Here is a 21,811-nt window from a genome sequence, read left to right as displayed (position 1 = left end):
AAACTCTTGGTGTGTGGGGAAGAATAGTTATCTTGGCTCTTGACACTACAAAAGTTCCCGATGGTGTTACATCAAGTCATGTTCTCACTATTGACGGTTGGCAGACCATTAACCTCGATGATCAGAACGATTGTCCCTGTCAGTTCGGTGTAGAGTTTCTCATACTCTGGACTTGCACCAAAATCGTCTGTCAGTTCATACTTATCGAAAACGCTTTGCACAGCCTTATTCTTCAAAAGTATCGGTGTTAGTCTTTCAGGAAGAGGAGAAGGGAGTTCTTTCTCGAACTCATTCTCTAAGACGGATACAAGCGTGTCGTACTTGGAAAAGTGCAAACCTTGGTATAAGACTTCACTTGCCATTGTCTCTGCTTCGGGATGCGAGAAGCCTTGTGCCATAGCATCGCAGTAGGTGGTAAGTGCTTCGTCGGCTCTTGCAGTTATGAATGATTTGTCAGCCAGCATTTCAGGGAAATGCTCACTAAGATAAGTCTCTAACTTCAAACGGAAGTAGGAAAGTTCTTTCTTTGTTGTTGTCATAATCTTCTTAGTTTAGGATTGTACATTATTTTGAGTTGATGCCCATGGCAACATTGAACTTGTCTAACTTGCCAGCCAACTGTTCCATATCGTGTTCTATTTTCTTATTGGTAATACGGGCATAAATTTGTGTCGTTTTAATGTTGGTATGTCCCAACATCTTCGACACACTTTCCATAGGAACGCCCTTGCTGAGCAACATGGTCGCAAATGTATGCCGAGCAAGATGGAAGGTCAGATTCTTCTTGACACCGCAAAGGTCGGCAATTTCTTTTAAATATGCGTTGGTTTTCTGATTCGTTAGGATGGGAAATAGTTTGCCGCCCCGATAGGTCTTATGACTGTACTTGGCAATGATACTCTTGGGAATGTCAAGCAATAAAACATTTGTCTCCACACTTGTTTTCTGCCTCTTGGTCATAATCCACTGCTTATCATCAAGTGTTACGATATTGTCTGGTGTGAGATTGGAAACATCAATATATGCCAGACCTGTGAAACATGAAAAGATGAAGACATCCCTTACTAATTCCAAGCGTTGAATAGCAAGATCCTTGTTGGCTATCTTCATAATTTCCTCATCCGTGAGAAAACCACGATTAACAGGCTCCAAGTGAAAACGATGATTGAGGAAGGGGTCGTGAAGAAGATAACCACGTTTTTGCGCATAGATGGTTACGGTTTTGAGTGCCTTCATTTTCTTGACAGACGTGTTGTAAGCACAGCCTGCCACTGTACTCAGATATAACTCAAAATCTTGTACCACGGATGGTGTAAACTCTGTAAGTCCAATATCCTTTCTTTCATATTTATGGATAAGGAACTCTGAGAAATGTCTTCTCAAAACACTGTACTTTTGCAAACTATCTTTGCTGATGGTGTGTCCGACACGCTGTCTGACATCTTCGTTGAACTTGTCAAATATAGGGAGAAAGGTCGTGTACTCCCTGTCTTTCCCGACAAAGAATGAGCGGATTTTATCCAATGACAAGGATTCATCATCCTCGAATTTGTGGTAAATGTTATTCAGCATTGTGGAAATAGAATCCAATGCGGCATTGGCGGATAAAGCTTCAGCCGTCCGACCTTTGAGCCGACTTGTGGCATTGTTCCACACTGTCTTGTCCACGAAGATTTTCGTAGATCCGAAATTTGCCATCTCTCCGTTAAGGAATACACGGAGCATTACAGGCGACTTTCCTTCTTTGTTCTCATAGTTTGAGCGTAGGTAGAAGGATACCTTGAAAGTTGTTCTCATAATGCATCATTCTTTTGTGTAGCACTCGGCTGCAAAGTTAATATATAACACTCTGAAAAAGAAAGAATTAATGCCGTCAATATGGTATTCAAAATCCCGTCACTGCTACATTTTTTGCTGCTACAATTTTTGTGTAGCAGTTTATGTAGCAGAAATTGACCGAATGATGATTGTCAAAACATAGGGTTATGCCGTCAGGCGATAAAGGTATATACAAAGAAAAATCGTTGTAAAACCTTGATTTTACAACGATTATCTAATTTTTGAAGGCTAAAATGAAGACCCTTGTGAAGACCTTTTAAAGCCTATTAGCGGAGAGAGAGGGATTCGAACCCCCGGTACCTCTCGGTACGACGGTTTTCAAGACCGTTGTAATCGACCACTCTACCATCTCTCCAGAAGGTTACTTTGTAGTCAACCTGCTTCCTTGTTGAAAGCGAGTGCAAAGTTATGGATATTTTTTTGAACTACAAAATGTTTGGTAAAGAAATTTTTAGATAAAACACTTTTTAACAAAAAGAGGCATTCTAAAGTCTAATTGGGAGTAAAACCTGTCTATTTATATTGTGTTATGGGAGTACAATGTCATTCCATGAATAATGTTGATATAGTACGCTTTAGCATTTTATACGGATACAATGCATTTCTTGAGCAGGGGTTGACATACTACGCTTGCGCATTTATATGGATATAATGGGGCTCTATGAATAGTGATAACATGATACGAATAGGCGATTTGTTAGAATATTATATGTCCCCGTGGAGTGATGTTGATACGATATGGCTTGGCTATTTATTTGGGCATAATACGTTCTTGTGAATAATGTTGGTATAATAAAGTGTGGTGTTTGATTATGGATATGAAGACGGTTTGGTGGAGGTATGGGTATGTAGGTGATTATTAGAAGAAACTATTAGAGTAGGGTAGTTGTAGAGAACCAATCGTTATATTTCGCATATTATCAGCTGCCTCATTTGTACCAGTAGGAGGTTGTTGTGGAGATGATATTGTTATAGTTCACATGAAGAAGCACTCTTCCCAGCTATAAAACCTGTTGTCCATGCAGCTTGAAGATTAAAACCGCCAGTAATAGCATCAATGTCTAACACCTCACCAGCAAAGAAAAGGTTTGGGCAGACTTTACTTTCAAGTGTTTTAGAATTAATAGAGCTAAGACTCACACCACCACACGTCACAAACTCTTCACGAAAGGCACCTTTACCAGCAATGGTGTATTGATCGTTGACCAATGTTTCTATTATTCTGTTTAGTGCTTTACGTCCAATCTCTGCCCATGGCTTCACTGCATCTATGCCAAGTTTACTTAGTATATAAAGCCAGAGCCGACTTGGCAGACCAAATGGATGTAAGTTGGCAACCTGCTTACGCGGATTAGCAGCTTGAAATTTTAGAAGACAGCTTTCCACATCTTGCCGTGTTAGTTCGTCAGTCCAGCTGATGGCAAGCGGTGCTTTATAATCATTTTCAGCAAGCAGACGAGCCGCATAGGAGGAAAGTTTCAAAGCAGCAGGACCACTTACTCCCCAATGTGTCACCAACAACGCACCCTGTGCACGTAGTTTTGTGCCAGGGATAGCCATAACGACTGGGTCAACCACTGTTCCCATAAGATCACAGAAGGCTCGGTCCTTTATATTAAATGTAAATAGCGATGGTATAGGTGCCTCTATCTTATGTCCAAGGCGCTCAAGATAGTGTAAGCCACGTCCATTAGGTGACCCACCTGTTGTAATGATAGTACGATGGAATATGCGCTGTGTACTATTATCAAACTCCAGTTTTAATCTTCCATCTTCCATCTTATGAATATCCACCAATCGATGTCGACAGCATATAGTAACACCCAATTCATTAGCCTGGCGCACTAAACAATCAATAATGGCATGGGAGTCTTGTGCCTTCGGAAAGACACATTCGTCTTCTTGTGTCACCAATGGCACACCATGTTGCTCAAACCATCTATAAGTATCTTCATGGCTAAACGCCTTCATTAATCGTTTCATGAGTTTATGCCCACGTGGGTAAGCCTGCTTCATGTCCGTAATGGCTGCAAAGCTATTTGTAACATTACAACGTCCACCTCCAGTTATTTCAACCTTAGCCAACACCTTTTGTGCACGTTCAAAGATTGTCACCTTACTTGCAGGGTTTGTCCTGCGAGCCACGATAGCAGCCATGAACCCTGCTGCTCCTCCGCCAATGATAGCTATATTCATTCGCTAAAAACTAATACTTAGGTCCTGAGAGATGCCGACCTTTGCTATGTGAAACATTTAATGTGTGGTGAATATCCTTCTACGAGTATTCCTTTAATCTCCGGTTGGCGTACCTGATGAATGCACCTTCTTTCGTTTACCACTGAATTCAGAGAAATCAACACGGATTATCTCAACACGATGGAAACTCATGTGAGCATATTTATCGCCAAGCTCTTTGAAATCAGGTGATAACTTGTCTATCAATAGATGCAGTGCATGCATCTTCTCTTCTTCAGAGAGGTGGATATGAGCTTCACCAAAGAAGATGGCACTTTCGTACTCTGTGGTAAAATTACGTGGTAATAAATTCACCTTTCCAATGATACACAATGAAACCTTTGGATTTTCTTCGATGGCTACTAACTTTCGTCCTGTAGGTGCACAATGAATATAGATACTATGGTCGCCGTCCCAAACAAAGTTTACAGGAATTCCATATCCCATATCCTCTGATACCATACTTAAAACACCATATTCTCCTTCACGCAGCAATTCTATTGCTCGTTCCTCATCCATTAGGCGGTCCTGTCTGCGTATGCGGTCATTAACATATTTCATATTCTACATTATTAATATGATAATTGATTATTGAAATTAAGAAATGTCTGTTATGAATTAATCTTATATGTTAAGAAAGCTTCACATCAGACTCCCAAAAAAAAGACCTTGACTGATTCACATCACCCAAGGTTTAAATACTAAAACTAAATTAACCACTAAAAAAACTTGATGCAAAAGTACTCGTTTTTTCGGTAACGTACAAACTTTGCTGTAAGTTTTTTCTGCGTTTAACGCTTATTTTAACTTTTATTACAATGTCAGGGCTGATATGTCTTTGTGGAATAACAATTATTACAACTAACTCAATGTACTTTAATCCCTTTGTTCTCCTATAAAAACGTTATATTTATTGATTATTGCTTTCAATCGTGATTAGGTTAAAAAAGGCTTATCGATTCAATTAAATTATAATGCAGCATCTTAGTGTTAAACTATAAGAAATAGGGCGTAATTATCAGAAAACTTTACATTCTGTATCCGACTATTTTCGGTTCTTCCGTTAAATGCGTAGAATGGAAATAGAATAAAGGCTTATGCACTTGCAAGGTATGCCTGTCCAAAATCATTTGGTCTTACATCGGAAGATAAACTACAAGATAAGATGCAGAAAAGGCAAATTGATGCTGTGTCTGTTCATGAGCATGTCTTTCTGCCTTTACATACAATTTATTACCATAACATCGGTGTCTGTAAATATTTTTACTCAGTTCAAAACTGACACATACTCTTCTGGCTTCTAAAAGACGCCTGATTACCGTGCAATAGATGCTCTTTTAGCGTGTTACTAACGCCCTTTTGAAGTCCAATTAAGCACCTTTTAAGAATGACTTGATAACCAGTTGATTGGCTGCTGGTTATAAACTTACATTTTTGCATTTGTTTTTTATATTTGCAGATGATATGTCTGAAATTATGTAATGACTTTTCAAACTCTTGTCTGTATTTTGAACGTATTAAAATGAAAAGGTTGTTTTGCGTAGGAGGGTGATGATAGAATGGACAGTTGACTGCCTTGCCCATGTTTTTGTTTGATGAACCATTTTGGGTCTTCTGTTAAAGCTGTACGAAAAGTATCTACGCATTTAACGAAAGAGTCCTATTTTCCCTATTATGTTCTCCAATTGTTGCTCTATAAAAATTCTCCAATTAGTAGATTGAATTATGACAGTCTATATCATTATTGAATTGAGAACAATCATCCTCTTTCTCCTATTTTATTTGAAGTGCTAACGACCATTACAGGTTGTATTGATGATAAAATTGTTCCTGTTTTCTCTTAGTCTTGATTTATGAACAATGTTTATAGGAGTATTAACCTCCATTTTATCATGTGTGACACAATGTATTCTTTATGAAAATTTGCAGTATTGGGATTTTGTTACTAACTTCGCAGACAAGAAAGGCACTAATGGTGTTCGAAATAGTATCAAAGCATGGGACGAAATAAATTCGCACAAGACGAGATAAAAGAAATAGCAAAGCTCCTCCGATTAAAGAATGCGGGCAATCGAGCAAAGCAGAAACTTGTACGTCATGATCTTCGTACTATCTACGAGTTTAATATTGCTGACTTCAACGAGCCTGGCAAAGCTTTCGGCGAAGAAGAGTTGCAGGAGGCTATTCGTCGTGGAGCAATACAGATTCTTGACGATGCTACAATTGCTGATATGAAGGCAAAGCGTGCACGGGATAAGGCACGAGATGAGGCGGTACGCGTGCAAGAAGCCATTGAGGCGGGCGAGATGACCGACTGGAAGGTTGTTGCCAAGGAGTGGGAGGAATGGGAGAGTACGCAGAATAAGCGTAACTAATGTGACCATTTATTTCTTGGCATTATTTTTGGTAAATGAAATATAGAATATTTTCCTTATCTAAGAGGATGAGGGATGAAGGATAAGAGAAACCCATTGTGTGGTTCCATCCTAATATATAAAAATAAGAATACAATGACATTATATCCCAAACTCATTACAGATGCACTGGAAAAGGTTATCTATCCAGGAACAAAAAAGAATATTATTGAGAGTGAGATGCTGGCCGATACACCCAGTATCAATGGCAACAAAGTAAGCTTTACGCTTATCTTCCCTCGTGAGACCGACCCTTTCCTCAAGTCTACTATCAAGGCTGCTGAGGCTCAGATTCACTATTCCGTGGGTAAGGAGGTTGAAGTAACCATTACAACAGAATTCAAGAATGCGCCACGCCCAGAGGTAGGTAAGTTGTTACCTCAGGTGAAGAACATCATTGCTGTAAGTTCTGGAAAGGGTGGAGTAGGGAAGAGCACTGTCTCTGCTAATCTCGCTATTGCATTGGCACGTCTTGGATATAAGGTTGGTCTGCTCGATACTGATATCTTCGGACCGAGTATGCCAAAGATGTTTGGTGTTGAGAACGAGCGTCCTTACGGTGTCGAGAAGGATGGTCGACAACTCATAGAACCTGTCGAGAAGTATGGTGTGAAACTCCTCTCTATCGGTTTCTTTGTCAATCCAGACACTGCCACCCTTTGGCGTGGTAGTATGGCTACCTCTGCTCTCAAGCAACTCATTGCCGATGCCGACTGGGGCGACCTTGATTATTTTATCCTCGATACGCCACCAGGAACCAGTGATATTCATCTGACACTCATGCAAACACTTGCTATTACAGGTGCTGTGATTGTCTCAACTCCTCAGAATGTAGCCTTAGCTGATGCTCGTAAGGGTATTGATATGTATCGCAACGACAAAGTGAATATCCCTATCCTCGGATTAGTTGAGAATATGGCATGGTTTACTCCAGCTGAGCTTCCAAAGAACAAGTACTATATCTTTGGTAAGGATGGTTGCAAGAACTTAGCCAAAGAACTTGGTTGTCCGTTGCTTGCTCAGATTCCAATCGTACAGAGCATTTGTGAGAATGGCGATAAGGGTACTCCTGCGGCAACACAGATAGACACTATCACTGGTCAGGCTTTCCTCAGCCTTGCCCAGAGTGTGGTGACGGTTGTCAATCGTCGTAACAAAGAACAGGCTCCAACAAAGATTGTTGAGGTAAAGAACGGGTAAGCTTATAAACCGTATCTGCATGTTCTTCTATAAAGAGAAATAGAGATATACGGGTAATGTGTATATCTCTATTTCTCTTTTAGTTAACCCAGTGGTAGCTTCTTCCAAATCCTTAGATGTGGAACAAGAGACGATATTAAGAACTGATAAAAAGCGAAGCTTGGTCAGTAACTCTTTCTTGCTCAAATGACTAATTTGATTCTGAAGACTGATAAGTGTTAGGCAAATTTGCTCTTAGGGTAGGCTTTCCGTCTTCAAAGTGAATCGGTATCCAAAGATACCTACTATCAGTTATCTTCTTTGGTCGCCACATATCGGCCATAAATAAATAGTCTGCACCATCAAATATCTTCTTCTCTTTTGCCTTTTCAATCTTAAAGATATAGGCGCCTTGTGTACCGAAAGTCTTATTCGCACCATCACCACGGCAGGGATTAGGCAGTTGTTCCCATGGTCCCATAATATTCTTAGCACGGAACAGTCGAGCTGCGTTCGGTGCCCATCCTGTACAACCACTTGTTATCATCCAGTAGACACCGTCTTTCTTAAAGATTGTCGGTGCTTCATTCTGCTCGCCCATAGCAACGCGTACATACAAGCCTGTATGTCTTAAATAGTCATCCGTGAGCTCTGCAATATGTAGGGTGAGATTGTCTTCTGACGCATAGATATGATACGCCTTACCGTCGTCGTCAATAAAGATTGTCATGTCACGAGCCATCTGACCTCCTTGTAAATCACGTACCATAAACATTCCACGCTCTATCTGTCTATACCAAGGGGAGGTCCACCATGTGTTAAACGCTGGTTCACTGAGTCTCTGCCGTAGCTCTGTTGTATCTGCCTCTATGAAATCTTTAGGCAAGATTCCTGCATTGATACGGCTCGAGCGTACGAAACGGAATGGACCAAGCTGTGTGTCGCTGACGGCTACTCCTGCACGGGCACTCTTATAGCCCATCCCTCTCAGTTCCAAGTGGAACCACATTACAAACTCCTTTGTTTTCTTGTTATATACCACCTTCGGACGTTCAATGATACAGCCTTCTTGGATGTCGCTGCATGTGTCATTGCTCACAGGTAGCACTACTCCTTTGTTCGTCCAGTTCTGTAGGTCTTTCGATGTATAGCAACTGACGCCCTTTGAACTATATAGTGTCTTTCCTGTTGAACGACTCTCACCATACCAGTAGTAAGTCCCTTTATAGTTGATGATACATCCGCCATGTGCATTGATATGTCTACCCAAATTATCCTTCCACTCACCACCCGTCATCGGTGCTTGTGCATGAATAGTCAGTATGGGCATCATGACCATCAGTAATAACAGTATTCTTTTCATTCTTCTGAGGTGTTTGTTGTAAATCCCTTTTCCTTTGCAAAGATAGTGAATATACAAAGAATGTAAAGTGTTTCTGTCAACAAATGCGTGTGGCGTTAAGTCTTATCTACGATAGTACTCGCTATGATATCCAGCCATACCCCTGTACAGCCATATCGACAAAGTGGTCCAGCAAAAAATGATGTAACCAACTAATAGTCTATCTTGTTTTGAAGATTATAAGTTGATTAGAGAATATCCTTTAACGATATTGAGCAGGTAAAGGAAAAATATCCTCATTATCAGGATAATTCGACCTTCTATATAAGTTTCCTCCTCCTTATTTCTTTTATATACGAGACTTTATAATTTCATTCCTTTTACTTCTCTCCATACCGCTCCTTGAACTCTTCTTTACTCATCATATAAGTTAAGTATAGTTCTACAGCCCTCTTGTAATAGGCGGGTCTGCTGAATGCATACTTAAATTGTTCCCCATAATAAGCATCTCTGAATTCTTGTAAATTATAATCAAAGTCTAACACTGGAACTGGGTTTTCTCTAGAACCATATCGAGGAGAGTCTAGTTCGTACTTGTTTATACGAGCTCTGATGGTCTTACGGTAGTCTATATCCTTTATAACTATCATACTTTGTCTAACTGTCTCCCGACTCTCTGGCTCGATAACGAATACACAGAAGTGTTTCTTATAAATACTATCATAAAAAAGAATACTATCAGTTCTTATCCTTTCTGTTGAGTTCATTAGAACACCTGTCATTATACTCCCAGCTCTATAAGTAACATCCTTTATCCCTTCTGGAATATGCGATGTAACATACTCCGACTCGTCAATATACTGCTGTACATACTTTTCCCCGTCATTCCGTGTGCAGGTGTAAATCAGATTACCAATAGCCAACAACATTGCAACAAGACCGACACCTATAAACCAGCCTATACCGCTCTTTCTCATAACGTATTACCGTTGTATTGATAGCCCCTTCAAATTACTCCTTTTCAAACCGTTCCTTGAATTCTTCCTTACTCATCATATAAGTGAGATATAGTTCTACTGCTCTCTTGTAATAGGCAGGTCTGCTGAACGCATACTCGTAGTATTTACTATTCTTATCATTCTGGAAATGTGCTATCTTGTAATCAAAGTCTAACACTGGGACTGGGTTGGCTTTAGAACCATATCGAGGAGAGTTTAGTTCGTACTTGTTTATACGAGCTTTGATAGTCTTACGGTAACTTATATCATCCTCTACACACATACCTTGCCTAACAGTCTCCCGACGCTCTGGCTCAATAACAAATACACAGAAGTATTTCTTATAAGTGCTATTATAAAAAAGAATACTATCAGTTCTTATCCTTTCTGTTGAGTTCATTAGGACACCTGTCATTATACTCCCCGCTCTATAAGTAACATCTTTTATCCCTTCTGGAATATGCAATGTAACATACTCCGACTCGTCAATATACTGCTGTGCATACTTTTCCCCGTCATTCCGTGTGCATGTGTAAATCAGATTTCCAATTGCCAACAACATTGCAACAAGACCGACACCCAGAAACCAACCTATACCGCTCTTTCTCATAACGTATTACCGTTGTATTGATAGCCCCTTCAAATTACTCCTTTTCAAACCGTTCCTTGAACTCTTCCTTACTCATCATATAGGTGAGATATAGTTCTACTGCTCTCTTGTAATAGGCAGGTCCACTGAACGCATACTCGTATTCCTTGTCATCATAAGCACTTCTTAATCGTTGTAAATCATAGTCATAGTCTAACACTGGGACTGGGTTGGCTTTAGAACCATATCGAGGAGAGTTTAGTTCGTACTTGTTTATACGGGCTTTGATGGTCTTACGGTAACATATATCCTTTACAACTATCTCGCCTTGCCTAACTGTCTCCCGACTCTCTGGCTCGATGACGAATACACTGAAATATTTCTTATAATATTTATCATAAAAAGCCAAACTATCAGTTCTAATTCTTTCTGTTGAGTTCATTAGGACACCTGTCATTATACTCCCCGCTCTATAAGTAACATCTTTTATCCCTTCTGGAATATGCAATGTAACATACTCCGACTCGTCAATATACTGCTGTGCATACTTTTCCCCATTATTCCGTGTGCATGTGTAAATCAGATTTCCAATTGCCAACAACATTGCAACAAGACCGACACCCAGAAACCAACCTATACCGCTCTTTCTCATAACGTATTACCGTTGTATTGATAGCCCCTTCAAATTACTCCTTTTCAAACCGTTCCTTGAATTCTTCCTTACTCATCATATAAGTGAGGTATAGTTCTACTGCTCTCTTGTAATAGGCAGGTCTGCTGAACGCATACTCGTAGTATTTACTATTCTTATCATTCTGGAAATGTGCTATCTTGTAGTCAAAGTCTAACACTGGGACTGGGTTGGCTTTAGAACCATATCGAGGAGAGTTTAGTTCGTACTTGTTTATCCGAGCTTTGATAGTCTTACGGTAACTTATATCATCCTCTACACACATACCTTGCCTAACAGTCTCCCGACGCTCTGGCTCAATAACAAATACACAGAAGTATTTCTTATAAGTGCTATTATAAAAAAGAATACTATCAGTTCTAATCCTTTCTGTTGAGTTCATTAGAACACCTGTCATTATACTCCCAGCTCTATAAGTAACATCCTTTATCCCTTCTGGAATATGCAATGTAACATACTCCGACTCGTCAATATACTGCTGTACATACTTTTCCCCGTCATTCCGTGTGCATGTGTAAATCAGATTTCCAATTGCCAACAACATTGCAACAAGACCGACACCTATAAACCAGCCTATACCGCTCTTTCTCATAACATATTACCGTTGTATTGATAGCCCCTTCAAATTACTCCTTTTCAAACCGTTCCTTGAACTCTTCCTTGCTCATCATATAGGTGAGATATAGTTCTACTGCTCTCTTGTAATAGGCAGGTCTGCTGAACGCATACTTAAATTGTTCCCCATAATAAGCATCTCTGAATTCTTGTAAATTATAATCAAAGTCTAACACTGGGACTGGGTTGGCTTTAGAACCATATCGAGGAGAGTTTAGTTCGTACTTGTTTATACGAGCTTTGATGGTCTTACGGTAGTCTATATCATTTACAACTATCATACCTTGCCTAACTGTCTCCCGACGCTCTGGCTCAATAACAAATACACAGAAGTATTTCTTATAAATGCTATCATAAAAAAGAATACTATCAGTTCTAATCCTTTCTGTTGAGTTCATTAGGACACCTGTCATTATACTCCCAGCTCTATAAGTAACATCCTTTATCCCTTCTGGAATATGCAATGTAACATACTCCGACTCGTCAATATACTGCTGTACATACTTTTCCCCGTCATTCCGTGTGCAGGTGTAAATCAGATTACCAATTGCCAACAACATTGCAACAAGCCCGACACCCAGAAACCAGCCCATACCGCTCTTTCTCATAACATATTATCGTTGTATTGATATGCCCACCAAATTACTCCTTTTCAAACCGTTCCTTGAATTCTTCCTTGCTCATCATATAGGTGAGATATAGTTCTACTGCTCTCTTGTAATAGGAAGGTCTGCTGAACGCATACTCGTATTCCTTGTCATCATAAACATCTCTGAATTCTTGTAAATCATAGTCATAGTCTAACACAGGGACAGGGTTTTCTTTAGAACCGTATCGAGGAGAGTTTAGTTCGTATTTGTTTATACGGGCTTTGATGGTCTTACGGTAACTTATATCATCCTCTACAAATGAACTCTGTCTACCCATATCACGCTCTGGCTCGATAACGAATACACAGAAGTATTTCTTATAAGTGCTATCATAAAAAAGAATACTATCAGTTCTAATCCTTTCTGTTGAGTTCATTAGGACACCTGTCATAATACTCCCAGCTCCATAGCTGACGTCCTTTGCTCCTCCTGGGATATGCAAAGTTACATACTCCGACTCGTCCATATACTGCTGTGCATACTTTTCCCCGTCATTCCGTGTGCAGGTGTAAATTAGATTACCAATTGCCAACAACATTGCAACAAGCCCGACACCCAAAAACCAACCCATATTAATCTTTTTCATATATATTATTCTCGTATTGATACAACATTAATAGAGTTTAATTTATCATCCTTATTTGCATTTTTATTCTTATCTGAAGCATCTTTTCTATTATCATCAATGTTATTGTCAGCAACAATTCCAATTCCAACATTTACCGCAGCCCCTCCAAGTCCAGCAGTAAAACCCTTTAATTGACTTGGATTTATCCGCTTGGAGTGTATCGCTGTTCGTATTGCTCCTTCGAATTGGGTTCCTATATTTTCAACTAATACTCCATATCCATATTGGATATATCCAGCTGCAGTCTTGGCACCTGTCCCTATTAATGAAACCGTACTCTTAACTTCTTTGGTGACAACCATACCAGCGATGTAGGTAACAGTGCCAGCACCTATATTACGTTTTGTTGGTGAATCATCTGATATGCCCCAACTAAAGTATGAAGGCACAGCCAAAACTGCTGCAGCAACAAGAGACACAGCGCTTGATGCTGCAGTAATAGCAGTTATTGCACCCATAACAAACTGAGAACCCATCTTCCAATAAAAAGCATTCATATTACTGTCACTAATGGCTTTTGCAGCATCCATAGCTATCTGTTTATCTAATATTATATTGATAACGCCACCACCGCCTGAGCATGTCATAGAAGATCTATTCAATAAGGCTGCATGCTTATTGAATTTAACAGATGAACTTTTACCAGCCCATATTGATTCAAGTGTGTAATCACAAGCATGAGCAATACTTATAATTCCTCCCACTCCGGAGATGACCGTTGCGTCTGCAGCTGCAAACATAACGCCTGTTGCAGCCAAGGCAAGTCCTCCTGTAGCAACTGTTGCTACAACCAACGCTCCTATACATATACCTGCAGCTAACGCTTCAAATCCTCCCCAATCCAGACCTTTTTTTACACATTCAAACGATTCGTCAATCTTTCGGTCTTCAACTGTCAGAAGAATCTTGGAACCATTTGAGTGGGCAACTGTTTTATCACTACGTGATGGTAATAACTTACGTGGTACACCGCATGTCATGTTTGAACAAATGACATAAGCCTCTGCAGGAATATACGATTCAGCCATATACTTATACTAATTTTCTCAGTTTAAAATCTGTTACAACTTCCAAGTTATTGGTAACTTCCTCTATGAATAAAACATCTGATTGGACAATGAAATTATATTTCGTGTTGATAACATATTTCTCTACCATAGAATAATTATAGTCAGAAAACTTATATTGAATCGTTGGTTGAAACTTTTTCTCATAGGTCTCCTTAATCTGTGATAATGGTAAAGTGTCCTTGTTCATCTTGCTTTTTCTTTGAATGAGGACCATATTTGGTGACTCTTTCAGAATTTCCTGAGTAAAATCCAATTCAACAGCAATATCCTCAAAAAGCTGTGAGTTAAAGACTCGCTTATATGGGTCGAAGAGGTTTTTATCTGTAACCAAATATTTATCAAAGAATGTATTAACAAACAGTTTTGCATTAAACATCATATTCAAACTATCTAAGTTGTGAGCCTGTTCTTCTGCAACCTTAAGGAAATACTCCAACTTATCACGAGTATCTTCTTTTCGAATAAAATCGTATTTATTTCTCAAAGAATCCTTACATTGGTCCCATTGTTTGATAATCTCATCATGGTTTAAAATCTGATTAACTTTGCCCGTCTGTTCGTCAATATCCAATAAAACATTAGAGAGTAGAGCTTTATCTACCTCCATCAGCAAATCAACTGATTCTTTTAGGGGTTGTGGAGTAGCATTTACAATGTTGTCTAACAAAGTTACTAAAAATAAACCTTCCTTATTATCAACATTTTGAACTACCTTAAAATCTTGATTAACCTGAGAATTATTAATAGAAACACCATTTAGGCGAGTTGCAGACATTTGTTCACACCTATACTTTAAGATGCGTTCAATATCTCTTTCTTTGGTACTATTCTCCTGTTCTATTACTATATCTTTTCCTGTTTCTCTCTTTCTCCTTGCCGCTTCTATGACACGCTGCTTATACTGTCTTTGACGTTCAATAGACCGAAGCATAGCCTCAGCACTTCGTGTAGTGCCGAGGTCTGGGTCTGTTTTGTCAATAATATCTTCCTTAGTTAATCCCAATGAAGATAACAGACGGAGCTCTTCTTCCTCCATTCTATTATTATATTTTTTGGCTTCAGATGTAAATTGTTCACCGTCAGTGTTTACTCTGTTATTTTGATAGGCATGACCTTTGCCCATATTTCCCTTATTGTCCATAAAACCTCTTTTGCTTCCAATACCTAATTGATATTGACATTTTTTCCATTTATAGTATCGTTTAAGCCACCACCTTTAATGGTTACTCCTGTATTGTCAGCCTTCAAGCCCTTTGAAGCTCCTTCATTACTACCAATAGCAGCACTGGTAGTACCAACAACAGAAACAGTAGCTGCTTTAATCGTAATTTTACCTGAAGTTAGGTCTATATAAGTATCTTTGTCAATCTCCAAGCGAATATTTGTGGATCCCTTTAACTTTATATTACCAGCAGAATCCATTGTCAGGCAAGACGGTGCACTTTGCCCTTTTTCAGCAGCTCCAACATTTATAGAAGCATTGTCACCTGCATTCACCGTATGAGTAGCTTTTGCATTCAATGTAGAGTTACCTGCACCATCAAAAGTCATGCTTACACCGCCCTTGTCGTGTAGGGTGACACTACCTACAGAATCATCAAGTTTCAAGGCACAGCCAGTGCGGCTGGTGAGGCTCTTGCAGTTGTTGCCTTGACCACCGCCACCACCTGTCGTTCCATTAAACAGGCTACCCATGACGTAGGGACGGGCGGGGTCGCCATGACGGAAGCCGAGGAGGACTTGGTCGCCTACCTCTGGGATGAACACAAAGCCACGATTGCTCTTTACGTCTTTACTGCCACCGCCATCAGGTGTCATCACACGCACCCAACTTGTTCGCATGTTGTCGGTCTGCCAATTCATGCGCACCTGTACACGACCCGCTCCGTGTGGATCGGCATTGCTTAGCACCGTTGCCATCTGTGTTTCAGCCAGTGGCATACGCAGTCTATCGGTATAAAGACATCTACAACGCATCATAAAGGTAGAGCATGAGTACTTTTATTCACTTTCAACAAAAGAATTACTTCCTGTATCAACGAATGATATTCTTCCTCCTTTAGCACACATACAGAATGACTGCTCCGTCAGTTTTTTCATCCCATTGATACTGTCTTTCTGTGTTGTTTGCTGCCAGCCTTGTGGCTGTGGAATACAAGGAGGATTCGGAGAACTACATTTGCAAACTCCAAAACTGGAGATATTATCTAAACCACTTTTATCCTCCTCTGTAGCTACCAATTCTCCCGAAATACTTCGGAAACTTTGACTAAGAACTGTCAACTTGGCTTGTTCTGTTCCTAAAGTACAACACATTAAAGCACCATTAGTTACAATTTTCACCATTCTACTTTATTATAGGATTTGTACCTTTCTTTATAACTTCTTCAGTATTAGCATTCATTTTAATAGAAACTATATTTTGTCCTACCTTGTGATTAATAATCCATACGTACAGATTGCATCATCAAGCCCTAAAGGTAGCACTATTATTTTCTTGAAACAACTTCTTTACAATAAGACGCTGTAAACTATCCCGTTCTATTTCTCTACCTCCCCTTCTACTTGATTAATTATCTTGCCGGTATTAGCATTTATTTTAATTGTATATACCTTAACGCCAACTTGCCACCGAATTCGCCATATAGGGATTTTACTATGTTTACTCAAATAACGATTGATAGAGACTTTTTTATCAAACAAATCCAGTTTCAATTCTTCTTTGACAAACTTCTCCACCTTTTCCCATGGATAGTTCTTATAAGGGGCATCTTTATCTATTGTTTCTATTAAATAGCCATTTTCATCATATACTTTCCAAATACCAATATTAAATTCATTATAATAATATTGTCCTACTTTTTTGAGAGTCCGTGTCTTATTATGATACTCTTTATAAGTACCAAAGAGCGATTTTTCTTTCCTTGCATATTCAACGAAATCAGAGCCATTATCACCTCCAAACTGCCTCACTTTACCTCGCAAGTAATGCTCAAATTGATAATCATGCCCTTGCCTTTCCATATAATAGGTAGATGTGTCAAACCTCTCTGTTGTCCTTTCCATATTCTTATTCTTTTTAATATTATTACTATCTGTATTCTGTGCTTTGCAACTGCTTATTATCATAAGCGTTGTCAATGAAATCATTATTTGCCTTACCATCCTCTTGTGATTTTTTTGTTATTTGTTGATTTTTCTCTTCTTCTTTTCTTCCTTTCTCTTCATTATTTTCCACTGTGCTACCGTCGGTAAGTTCTCATGAAGAATGTTCCATTGGAACTGCCATGTGGCTATCACTGGTATTTTTTCTGTTCCAACATCAGAATAGTCCATAATATTGTCCGTTTTATATTTTTCAAAAGTGTGTTGGTTTAACTCACTAAACGAATGGTATAACCCTAAAGCATGAAAAAGTTCATGTGCACAGGTGGTATCATCAAGACCCGGAGCCAACACGATTACTTCCTCAGAGCATATATCACGGGCACGTCCATATAAAGACGAATCTCCATCAGCATCCTCATTTATTAAATATATTTTATAATAAGAAGCATACTTTGCCGTATATGAATTACTATTTAGCACACTTGTCAAATAATCATATATTTTCAAGTTACTTAAATCTTCCCTTTTTAATAATTCTTTATCAGTATAGGCAAGGAAAGCCTCTTTCCGATCTGGAGTTGTCAAATCAAGCTCACATTCCTCTATATTGGCATCTATATAACATTGAGAAAAATATTTCTGCAAAGTAATTTTGCGAAAGGGGTTAGAGGGTGGAGATGATAAATTATCATCCTTAATACAAGTTTTCACATTAACCATTACCACATCCAAGGCATACCGATGCTTGTCATCATTGGCCTTTACAATTAATTTACCTGCCAGCGATTTATTGCCCTGTTCGTCATAAGCATAAAGACATATCTCCTTATCTTCCGAAAACTCCTTATTACACGTTATAGAAAGGTCATCAGCCGATGGATAATGACCGATATCAAGAATAGGTGCAGAACTTTGATTCAAAGTAAAAAAATCCTTATCATACTCATATTCTGACCGTTGAGCTTTTTTATGAACATCGATATTCAAGGTCAAATCAGCACATTGATCTTTTAATAAAGTCATCACAGGTACTACATAGAGATAATCCGGCTTCTTTGTAGCAGCATCCCTGGTTGCTTCCGAAGTAACTGCTGACATAGCAGATTCTGCCTCTTTCTTCTTCCAAGGAATTATATACTGATGCTTATATTCAAATAGGAACTGCTTATATCTGCCAGTATCTTGTTTGAATTTTTTACCTTCCTCCTCACAAGTACCGATTATCTTGTCGTAGCGGTTTTCCTCTATATCTCCAGTTCTCCCCGAGTCTGCAAAACGTACCCAGTCAAAGCCGAACTCGCCGCTATAACTTTCTGATGTCCTGAACTGTACGCATACCTTTGTTCCTATTTCCTCTTTTACTGTTTCATATTCTTTGGCTGTATTCAGTTCGTGCATACCCTGCTCTCCACGCATCTCCATCGTACCTTGTGAATTCACCACCGTTTTGTTTGCTGAATGTATAAAAAGTTCCTGCTCACCAACGACATTCGTTTCTGGAGCTTCAATCTTTATTTGATTCTGAGAGTTGAGCAATGCCTTTCCTGCTTGTGTGTGGAAGAAGTCTGCAACAAGCTGCTGCATGAATGGAGTGTTTATCAATATCTTCTGCATTACATTGGTCAGCATCATATTACCAATGTTCGTTGTTTGAGAGTTTCCAACATTAACTTGTAGGTCGTGACCTACCATTAAGGACATATCATTACCAGCATGGAGCTGTATGTTCTTAGGAGCGTTAAGCAAGATATTTCCATTTCCATCCAAATGAATGGAACTACCGCCTGCATCTTTTATTGCAAGTGACTTATTATCATCATTCAGGATAACAGAAATACCACTACGTGTCTTAAGACTTTTAATACTATTATTTGAACCTCCGCCACCACCTGTCGTACCATTAAACAGGCTACCCATAACGTAGGGGCGGGCAGGGTCTCCATGACGGAAGCCGAGGAGGACTTGGTCGCCTACCTCTGGGATGAAAACAAAGCCACGGTTGCTCTTTACGTCTTTGCTGCCACCACCATCTGGCGTCATCACACGTACCCAACTTGTTCGCATGTTGTCGGTTTGCCAATTCATGCGCACCTGTACACGACCTGCTCCATGTGGGTCGGCATTGCTTAGCACCGTTACCATTTGTGTTTCAGCCAATGGCATACGCAGTCTATCGGTATAAAGACATCTACAACGCATCATAAAGGTAGAGCATGAGTACTTTTATTCACTTTCAACAAAAGTATTACTCCCTGTGTCTACGAACGATATTCTTCCTCCTTTAGCACACATACAGAATGACTGCTCCGTCAGCTTTTTCATCCCATTGATACTGTCTTTCTTTGTTGTTTGCTGCCAGCCTTGTGGCTGGGGAGTACAAGGAGGATTCGGAGAACTACATTTGCAAACTCCAAAACTTGGGATATTTACCATCCCTTTATTATCACCTTTTGTACCAACAAGAGTATCAGCTATCCTACAAAATGTTTGGCTTGTCACCATTAAATTGGATTCCTTTACTCCAAGAGTACAGTGCAGAGTTGCACCATGCGTTATGATCTTAGGCATTGCTATTCAACATTTAAGACATTCTCATGACTTATAACCTTTCCTGTTTCCGCATCTATAACAAATTCCTCTGTACCTGACATTGTTACACGGCTGACATACCATTTGGCATGGTCATTACCATGGGGAGAGAACCTAATACGAAATGGAGTATTGGAAAAACTACTTTGCTGCCCCTTGCCGCTCCACAAGTCTATCCACCCTTGGCTTTCCATCCAACGGAGTAAATCTTTAGGTTTTATCCTTAATCTCTCAAATTTCTTATCTTCATCCGTTTCCTTTATTAATTTTCCATCTTTGTCATATTCTCGCCACATGCCGATTTCTATGCTCGAACAATAGAATCGCTTTCCTTCTTCCCACAATATACCATTTTTATGATAAATTTTCACATCCTTACAGAAAGATCTATTCTTTATTTGAACTATAGAATAGTAGTTTTTGTCAAAATCTACTTTAACAACAGTCTTGTCTTTCTCCGTGTAAACTACCGACGTTGTATTAGGGTGAAGTTTACTTTTATAATAATCATAATTAAATTTCTCTATTTGCCCCATGTTATTTGAATTTTGTGCGGCGCATGAAAGCATCGCTGTTAATACTAAAAAAAATAAGATATACTTTCTCATCTGACTATAATATTTTACAATCTTCTTTGATTGTGATTAAAAACAATTATCATTCTTCTTTTTTACCTGCATTTTTATGTTTTAATACTTTTTCCTTACCTCTACTCTTTGTGTCTGACTCTGGTTTGCCTGACACAATATAAGGATTTATATACATCCACTGCAAATAAAAAAGACTATTGCGTTCTATACCCACATGGTGACTATAGTCAAGCATATTGTTTGTTCTCGTGTATCTATAACCAATTTCGCAACGTTTAGAATCTCTGAAATCAAAAGTATGGGCTAAGCCAAAGCAATGATAGACCTCGTGCCCAACCGTCGAGGCATTATGACCATCGAAAAAACAGGCATGCCTACTATCATAATAAGCATATCCATTAATGCCTTTGCACGGATCGGCAAAGAAAAACAATTTATAATAGTCGTCATAGACATTTCCATACTTCTTTTGTAAGGTTTGTTCCAATGTATTCTTCATTTCCCATGAAGTCTCATAATTGATTCCATAACATGCTTCCCCTTTTTCATTTGTATAGTTTTCTTTATATGCGTTGGTAAACTCTTCATCTGTACAATCTAGTTCTTCTATGGATTGTATCCCTTCGGGTACTGTAATAAGAGCTTGTTTAAGGGTTTTGGCAAAAAGTTCAGGACCGCCTGTTGCTATTATTCCATTTTTAGCTTCACCTTTTTTAGCTTCAAGGTTAGTTTTAACAGATATTGTGACAACCTTTATCTCTTTCTGATGTTGCTTTCCATTAGGCAGTATCCGTATTTTACCACATTCTTTTTCGTCAGCCTTAACCAACAGTACTTGTTCCTTATCAAACTCTCCAGAACACGTTATAGTTATAGGCATTGCACCTTCTTTTATTGGAAGAGTAGAAGGGGAAACACTCAACTTCTTACAACCTTCCCCAAATTCCAGTTTTATCATTTTAGGTCTGTCTTTTTTCTCAGGATTAAACTTTATCACAGCATTCAAATTTGCTACCACTCCGTTCATTATGGTCATTATCGGAGTAAAATACGTATATTCGTAACTTTTAGCCTTATTCTCCTCATTTTTTAACCATAATATAGCCTTCCGTTCATAACAGTTTCTTTGGCGAATAATGCTGCTTTCTAACGTCTCAAACTCGGAATACTGATATTTTCCATCCTTATCTACATACACATAATCAGCAGTTACTTTCTCTTCTTTCTCATCTTTCTTTTTTTTCATGTAATGTTGTCCAATGATACCTTTATCA

19 protein-coding genes, 1 tRNA gene and 2 pseudogenes are annotated in these 21,811 nt (G+C 39.0%); 2 read left to right on the top strand and 20 right to left on the bottom strand.

Going from position 1 to position 21,811, the window contains the following annotated elements:
- Window positions 1–71: 71 nt before the first annotated feature.
- The 5 genes from AXF23_RS05980 to AXF23_RS05960 all read right to left on the bottom strand — a co-directional run bounded on the left by AXF23_RS05980 (window position 72) and on the right by AXF23_RS05960 (window position 4,635).
- On the bottom strand, window positions 72–539 hold the full coding sequence (locus AXF23_RS05980) for a DUF1896 domain-containing protein (RefSeq protein ID WP_107624660.1): 468 nt from the start codon (window positions 537–539) through the stop codon (window positions 72–74).
- 25 nt (window positions 540–564) lie between these two features.
- Window positions 565–1,797, bottom strand: a complete 1,233-nt coding sequence (locus AXF23_RS05975) for a site-specific integrase (protein ID WP_107624659.1) — start codon at window positions 1,795–1,797, stop codon at window positions 565–567.
- A gap of 312 nt (window positions 1,798–2,109) precedes the next feature.
- Window positions 2,110–2,194, bottom strand: a tRNA-Ser gene (locus AXF23_RS05970).
- A gap of 614 nt (window positions 2,195–2,808) precedes the next feature.
- A complete protein-coding gene (locus tag AXF23_RS05965) occupies window positions 2,809–4,035 on the bottom strand; it encodes a BaiN/RdsA family NAD(P)/FAD-dependent oxidoreductase (protein ID WP_107624658.1) in 1,227 nt (408 codons plus the stop codon).
- Window positions 4,036–4,128: 93 nt separating this feature from the next.
- Window positions 4,129–4,635 (bottom strand): pyridoxamine 5'-phosphate oxidase family protein, encoded by a 507-nt coding sequence (locus tag AXF23_RS05960; RefSeq protein WP_107624657.1) that lies wholly within the window; start codon window positions 4,633–4,635, stop codon window positions 4,129–4,131.
- 1,436 nt (window positions 4,636–6,071) lie between these two features.
- On the opposite strand from AXF23_RS05960, the gene AXF23_RS05945 reads away from it, so the two are divergent.
- Window positions 6,072–6,449 (top strand): hypothetical protein, encoded by a 378-nt coding sequence (locus AXF23_RS05945; protein WP_107624655.1) that lies wholly within the window; start codon window positions 6,072–6,074, stop codon window positions 6,447–6,449.
- Between the two features lie 135 nt (window positions 6,450–6,584).
- Window positions 6,585–7,688: an Mrp/NBP35 family ATP-binding protein gene (locus AXF23_RS05940; protein WP_107625812.1), complete on the top strand. Its 1,104-nt coding sequence runs from the start codon at window positions 6,585–6,587 to the stop codon at window positions 7,686–7,688.
- A 190-nt stretch (window positions 7,689–7,878) separates the two neighbouring features.
- On the opposite strand, the gene AXF23_RS05935 is transcribed toward AXF23_RS05940, so the two are convergent.
- The 15 genes and pseudogenes from AXF23_RS05935 to AXF23_RS05865 form a co-directional block, all read right to left on the bottom strand.
- Window positions 7,879–9,030: a glycoside hydrolase family 43 protein gene (locus AXF23_RS05935; RefSeq protein WP_107624654.1), complete on the bottom strand. Its 1,152-nt coding sequence runs from the start codon at window positions 9,028–9,030 to the stop codon at window positions 7,879–7,881.
- A gap of 359 nt (window positions 9,031–9,389) precedes the next feature.
- Window positions 9,390–9,986: a DUF8188 family protein gene (locus AXF23_RS05930; RefSeq protein ID WP_107624653.1), complete on the bottom strand. Its 597-nt coding sequence runs from the start codon at window positions 9,984–9,986 to the stop codon at window positions 9,390–9,392.
- A gap of 34 nt (window positions 9,987–10,020) precedes the next feature.
- A complete protein-coding gene (locus tag AXF23_RS05925; protein ID WP_107624652.1) occupies window positions 10,021–10,617 on the bottom strand; it encodes a DUF8188 family protein in 597 nt (198 codons plus the stop codon).
- Between the two features lie 34 nt (window positions 10,618–10,651).
- Complete coding sequence (locus AXF23_RS05920; RefSeq protein WP_107624651.1) at window positions 10,652–11,248, bottom strand: DUF8188 family protein; 597 nt, start codon at window positions 11,246–11,248, stop codon at window positions 10,652–10,654.
- A 34-nt stretch (window positions 11,249–11,282) separates the two neighbouring features.
- Complete coding sequence (locus AXF23_RS05915) at window positions 11,283–11,879, bottom strand: DUF8188 family protein (RefSeq protein WP_107624650.1); 597 nt, start codon at window positions 11,877–11,879, stop codon at window positions 11,283–11,285.
- A gap of 34 nt (window positions 11,880–11,913) precedes the next feature.
- Complete coding sequence (locus AXF23_RS05910) at window positions 11,914–12,510, bottom strand: DUF8188 family protein (protein WP_107624649.1); 597 nt, start codon at window positions 12,508–12,510, stop codon at window positions 11,914–11,916.
- Between the two features lie 34 nt (window positions 12,511–12,544).
- Complete coding sequence (locus AXF23_RS05905; protein ID WP_107624648.1) at window positions 12,545–13,138, bottom strand: DUF8188 family protein; 594 nt, start codon at window positions 13,136–13,138, stop codon at window positions 12,545–12,547.
- Between the two features lie 5 nt (window positions 13,139–13,143).
- Window positions 13,144–14,208 (bottom strand): DUF4280 domain-containing protein, encoded by a 1,065-nt coding sequence (locus tag AXF23_RS05900; RefSeq protein ID WP_107624647.1) that lies wholly within the window; start codon window positions 14,206–14,208, stop codon window positions 13,144–13,146.
- A 4-nt stretch (window positions 14,209–14,212) separates the two neighbouring features.
- On the bottom strand, window positions 14,213–15,391 hold the full coding sequence (locus AXF23_RS05895) for a hypothetical protein (protein WP_107624646.1): 1,179 nt from the start codon (window positions 15,389–15,391) through the stop codon (window positions 14,213–14,215).
- Between the two features lie 23 nt (window positions 15,392–15,414).
- Window positions 15,415–16,200: pseudogene (locus tag AXF23_RS05890) on the bottom strand (phage baseplate assembly protein V); the annotation flags it as partial.
- 51 nt (window positions 16,201–16,251) lie between these two features.
- On the bottom strand, window positions 16,252–16,596 hold the full coding sequence (locus tag AXF23_RS05885) for a DUF4280 domain-containing protein (RefSeq protein WP_009012013.1): 345 nt from the start codon (window positions 16,594–16,596) through the stop codon (window positions 16,252–16,254).
- A 195-nt stretch (window positions 16,597–16,791) separates the two neighbouring features.
- On the bottom strand, window positions 16,792–17,316 hold the full coding sequence (locus AXF23_RS05880) for a hypothetical protein (protein WP_308339809.1): 525 nt from the start codon (window positions 17,314–17,316) through the stop codon (window positions 16,792–16,794).
- A gap of 1,746 nt (window positions 17,317–19,062) precedes the next feature.
- Window positions 19,063–19,530, bottom strand: a pseudogene (locus tag AXF23_RS05875) (phage baseplate assembly protein V); the annotation flags it as partial.
- Between the two features lie 51 nt (window positions 19,531–19,581).
- Window positions 19,582–19,926: a DUF4280 domain-containing protein gene (locus tag AXF23_RS05870; protein ID WP_107624643.1), complete on the bottom strand. Its 345-nt coding sequence runs from the start codon at window positions 19,924–19,926 to the stop codon at window positions 19,582–19,584.
- Window positions 19,927–19,928: 2 nt separating this feature from the next.
- Window positions 19,929–20,555 (bottom strand): toxin-antitoxin system YwqK family antitoxin, encoded by a 627-nt coding sequence (locus AXF23_RS05865; protein WP_233251244.1) that lies wholly within the window; start codon window positions 20,553–20,555, stop codon window positions 19,929–19,931.
- Between the last annotated feature and the right edge of the window lie 1,256 nt (window positions 20,556–21,811).

This window comes from Prevotella sp. oral taxon 313, from assembly GCF_003043935.1.
GTDB lineage: Bacteria > Bacteroidota > Bacteroidia > Bacteroidales > Bacteroidaceae > Prevotella > Prevotella jejuni.
This window is presented reverse-complemented; position numbering and strand designations above follow the sequence as displayed.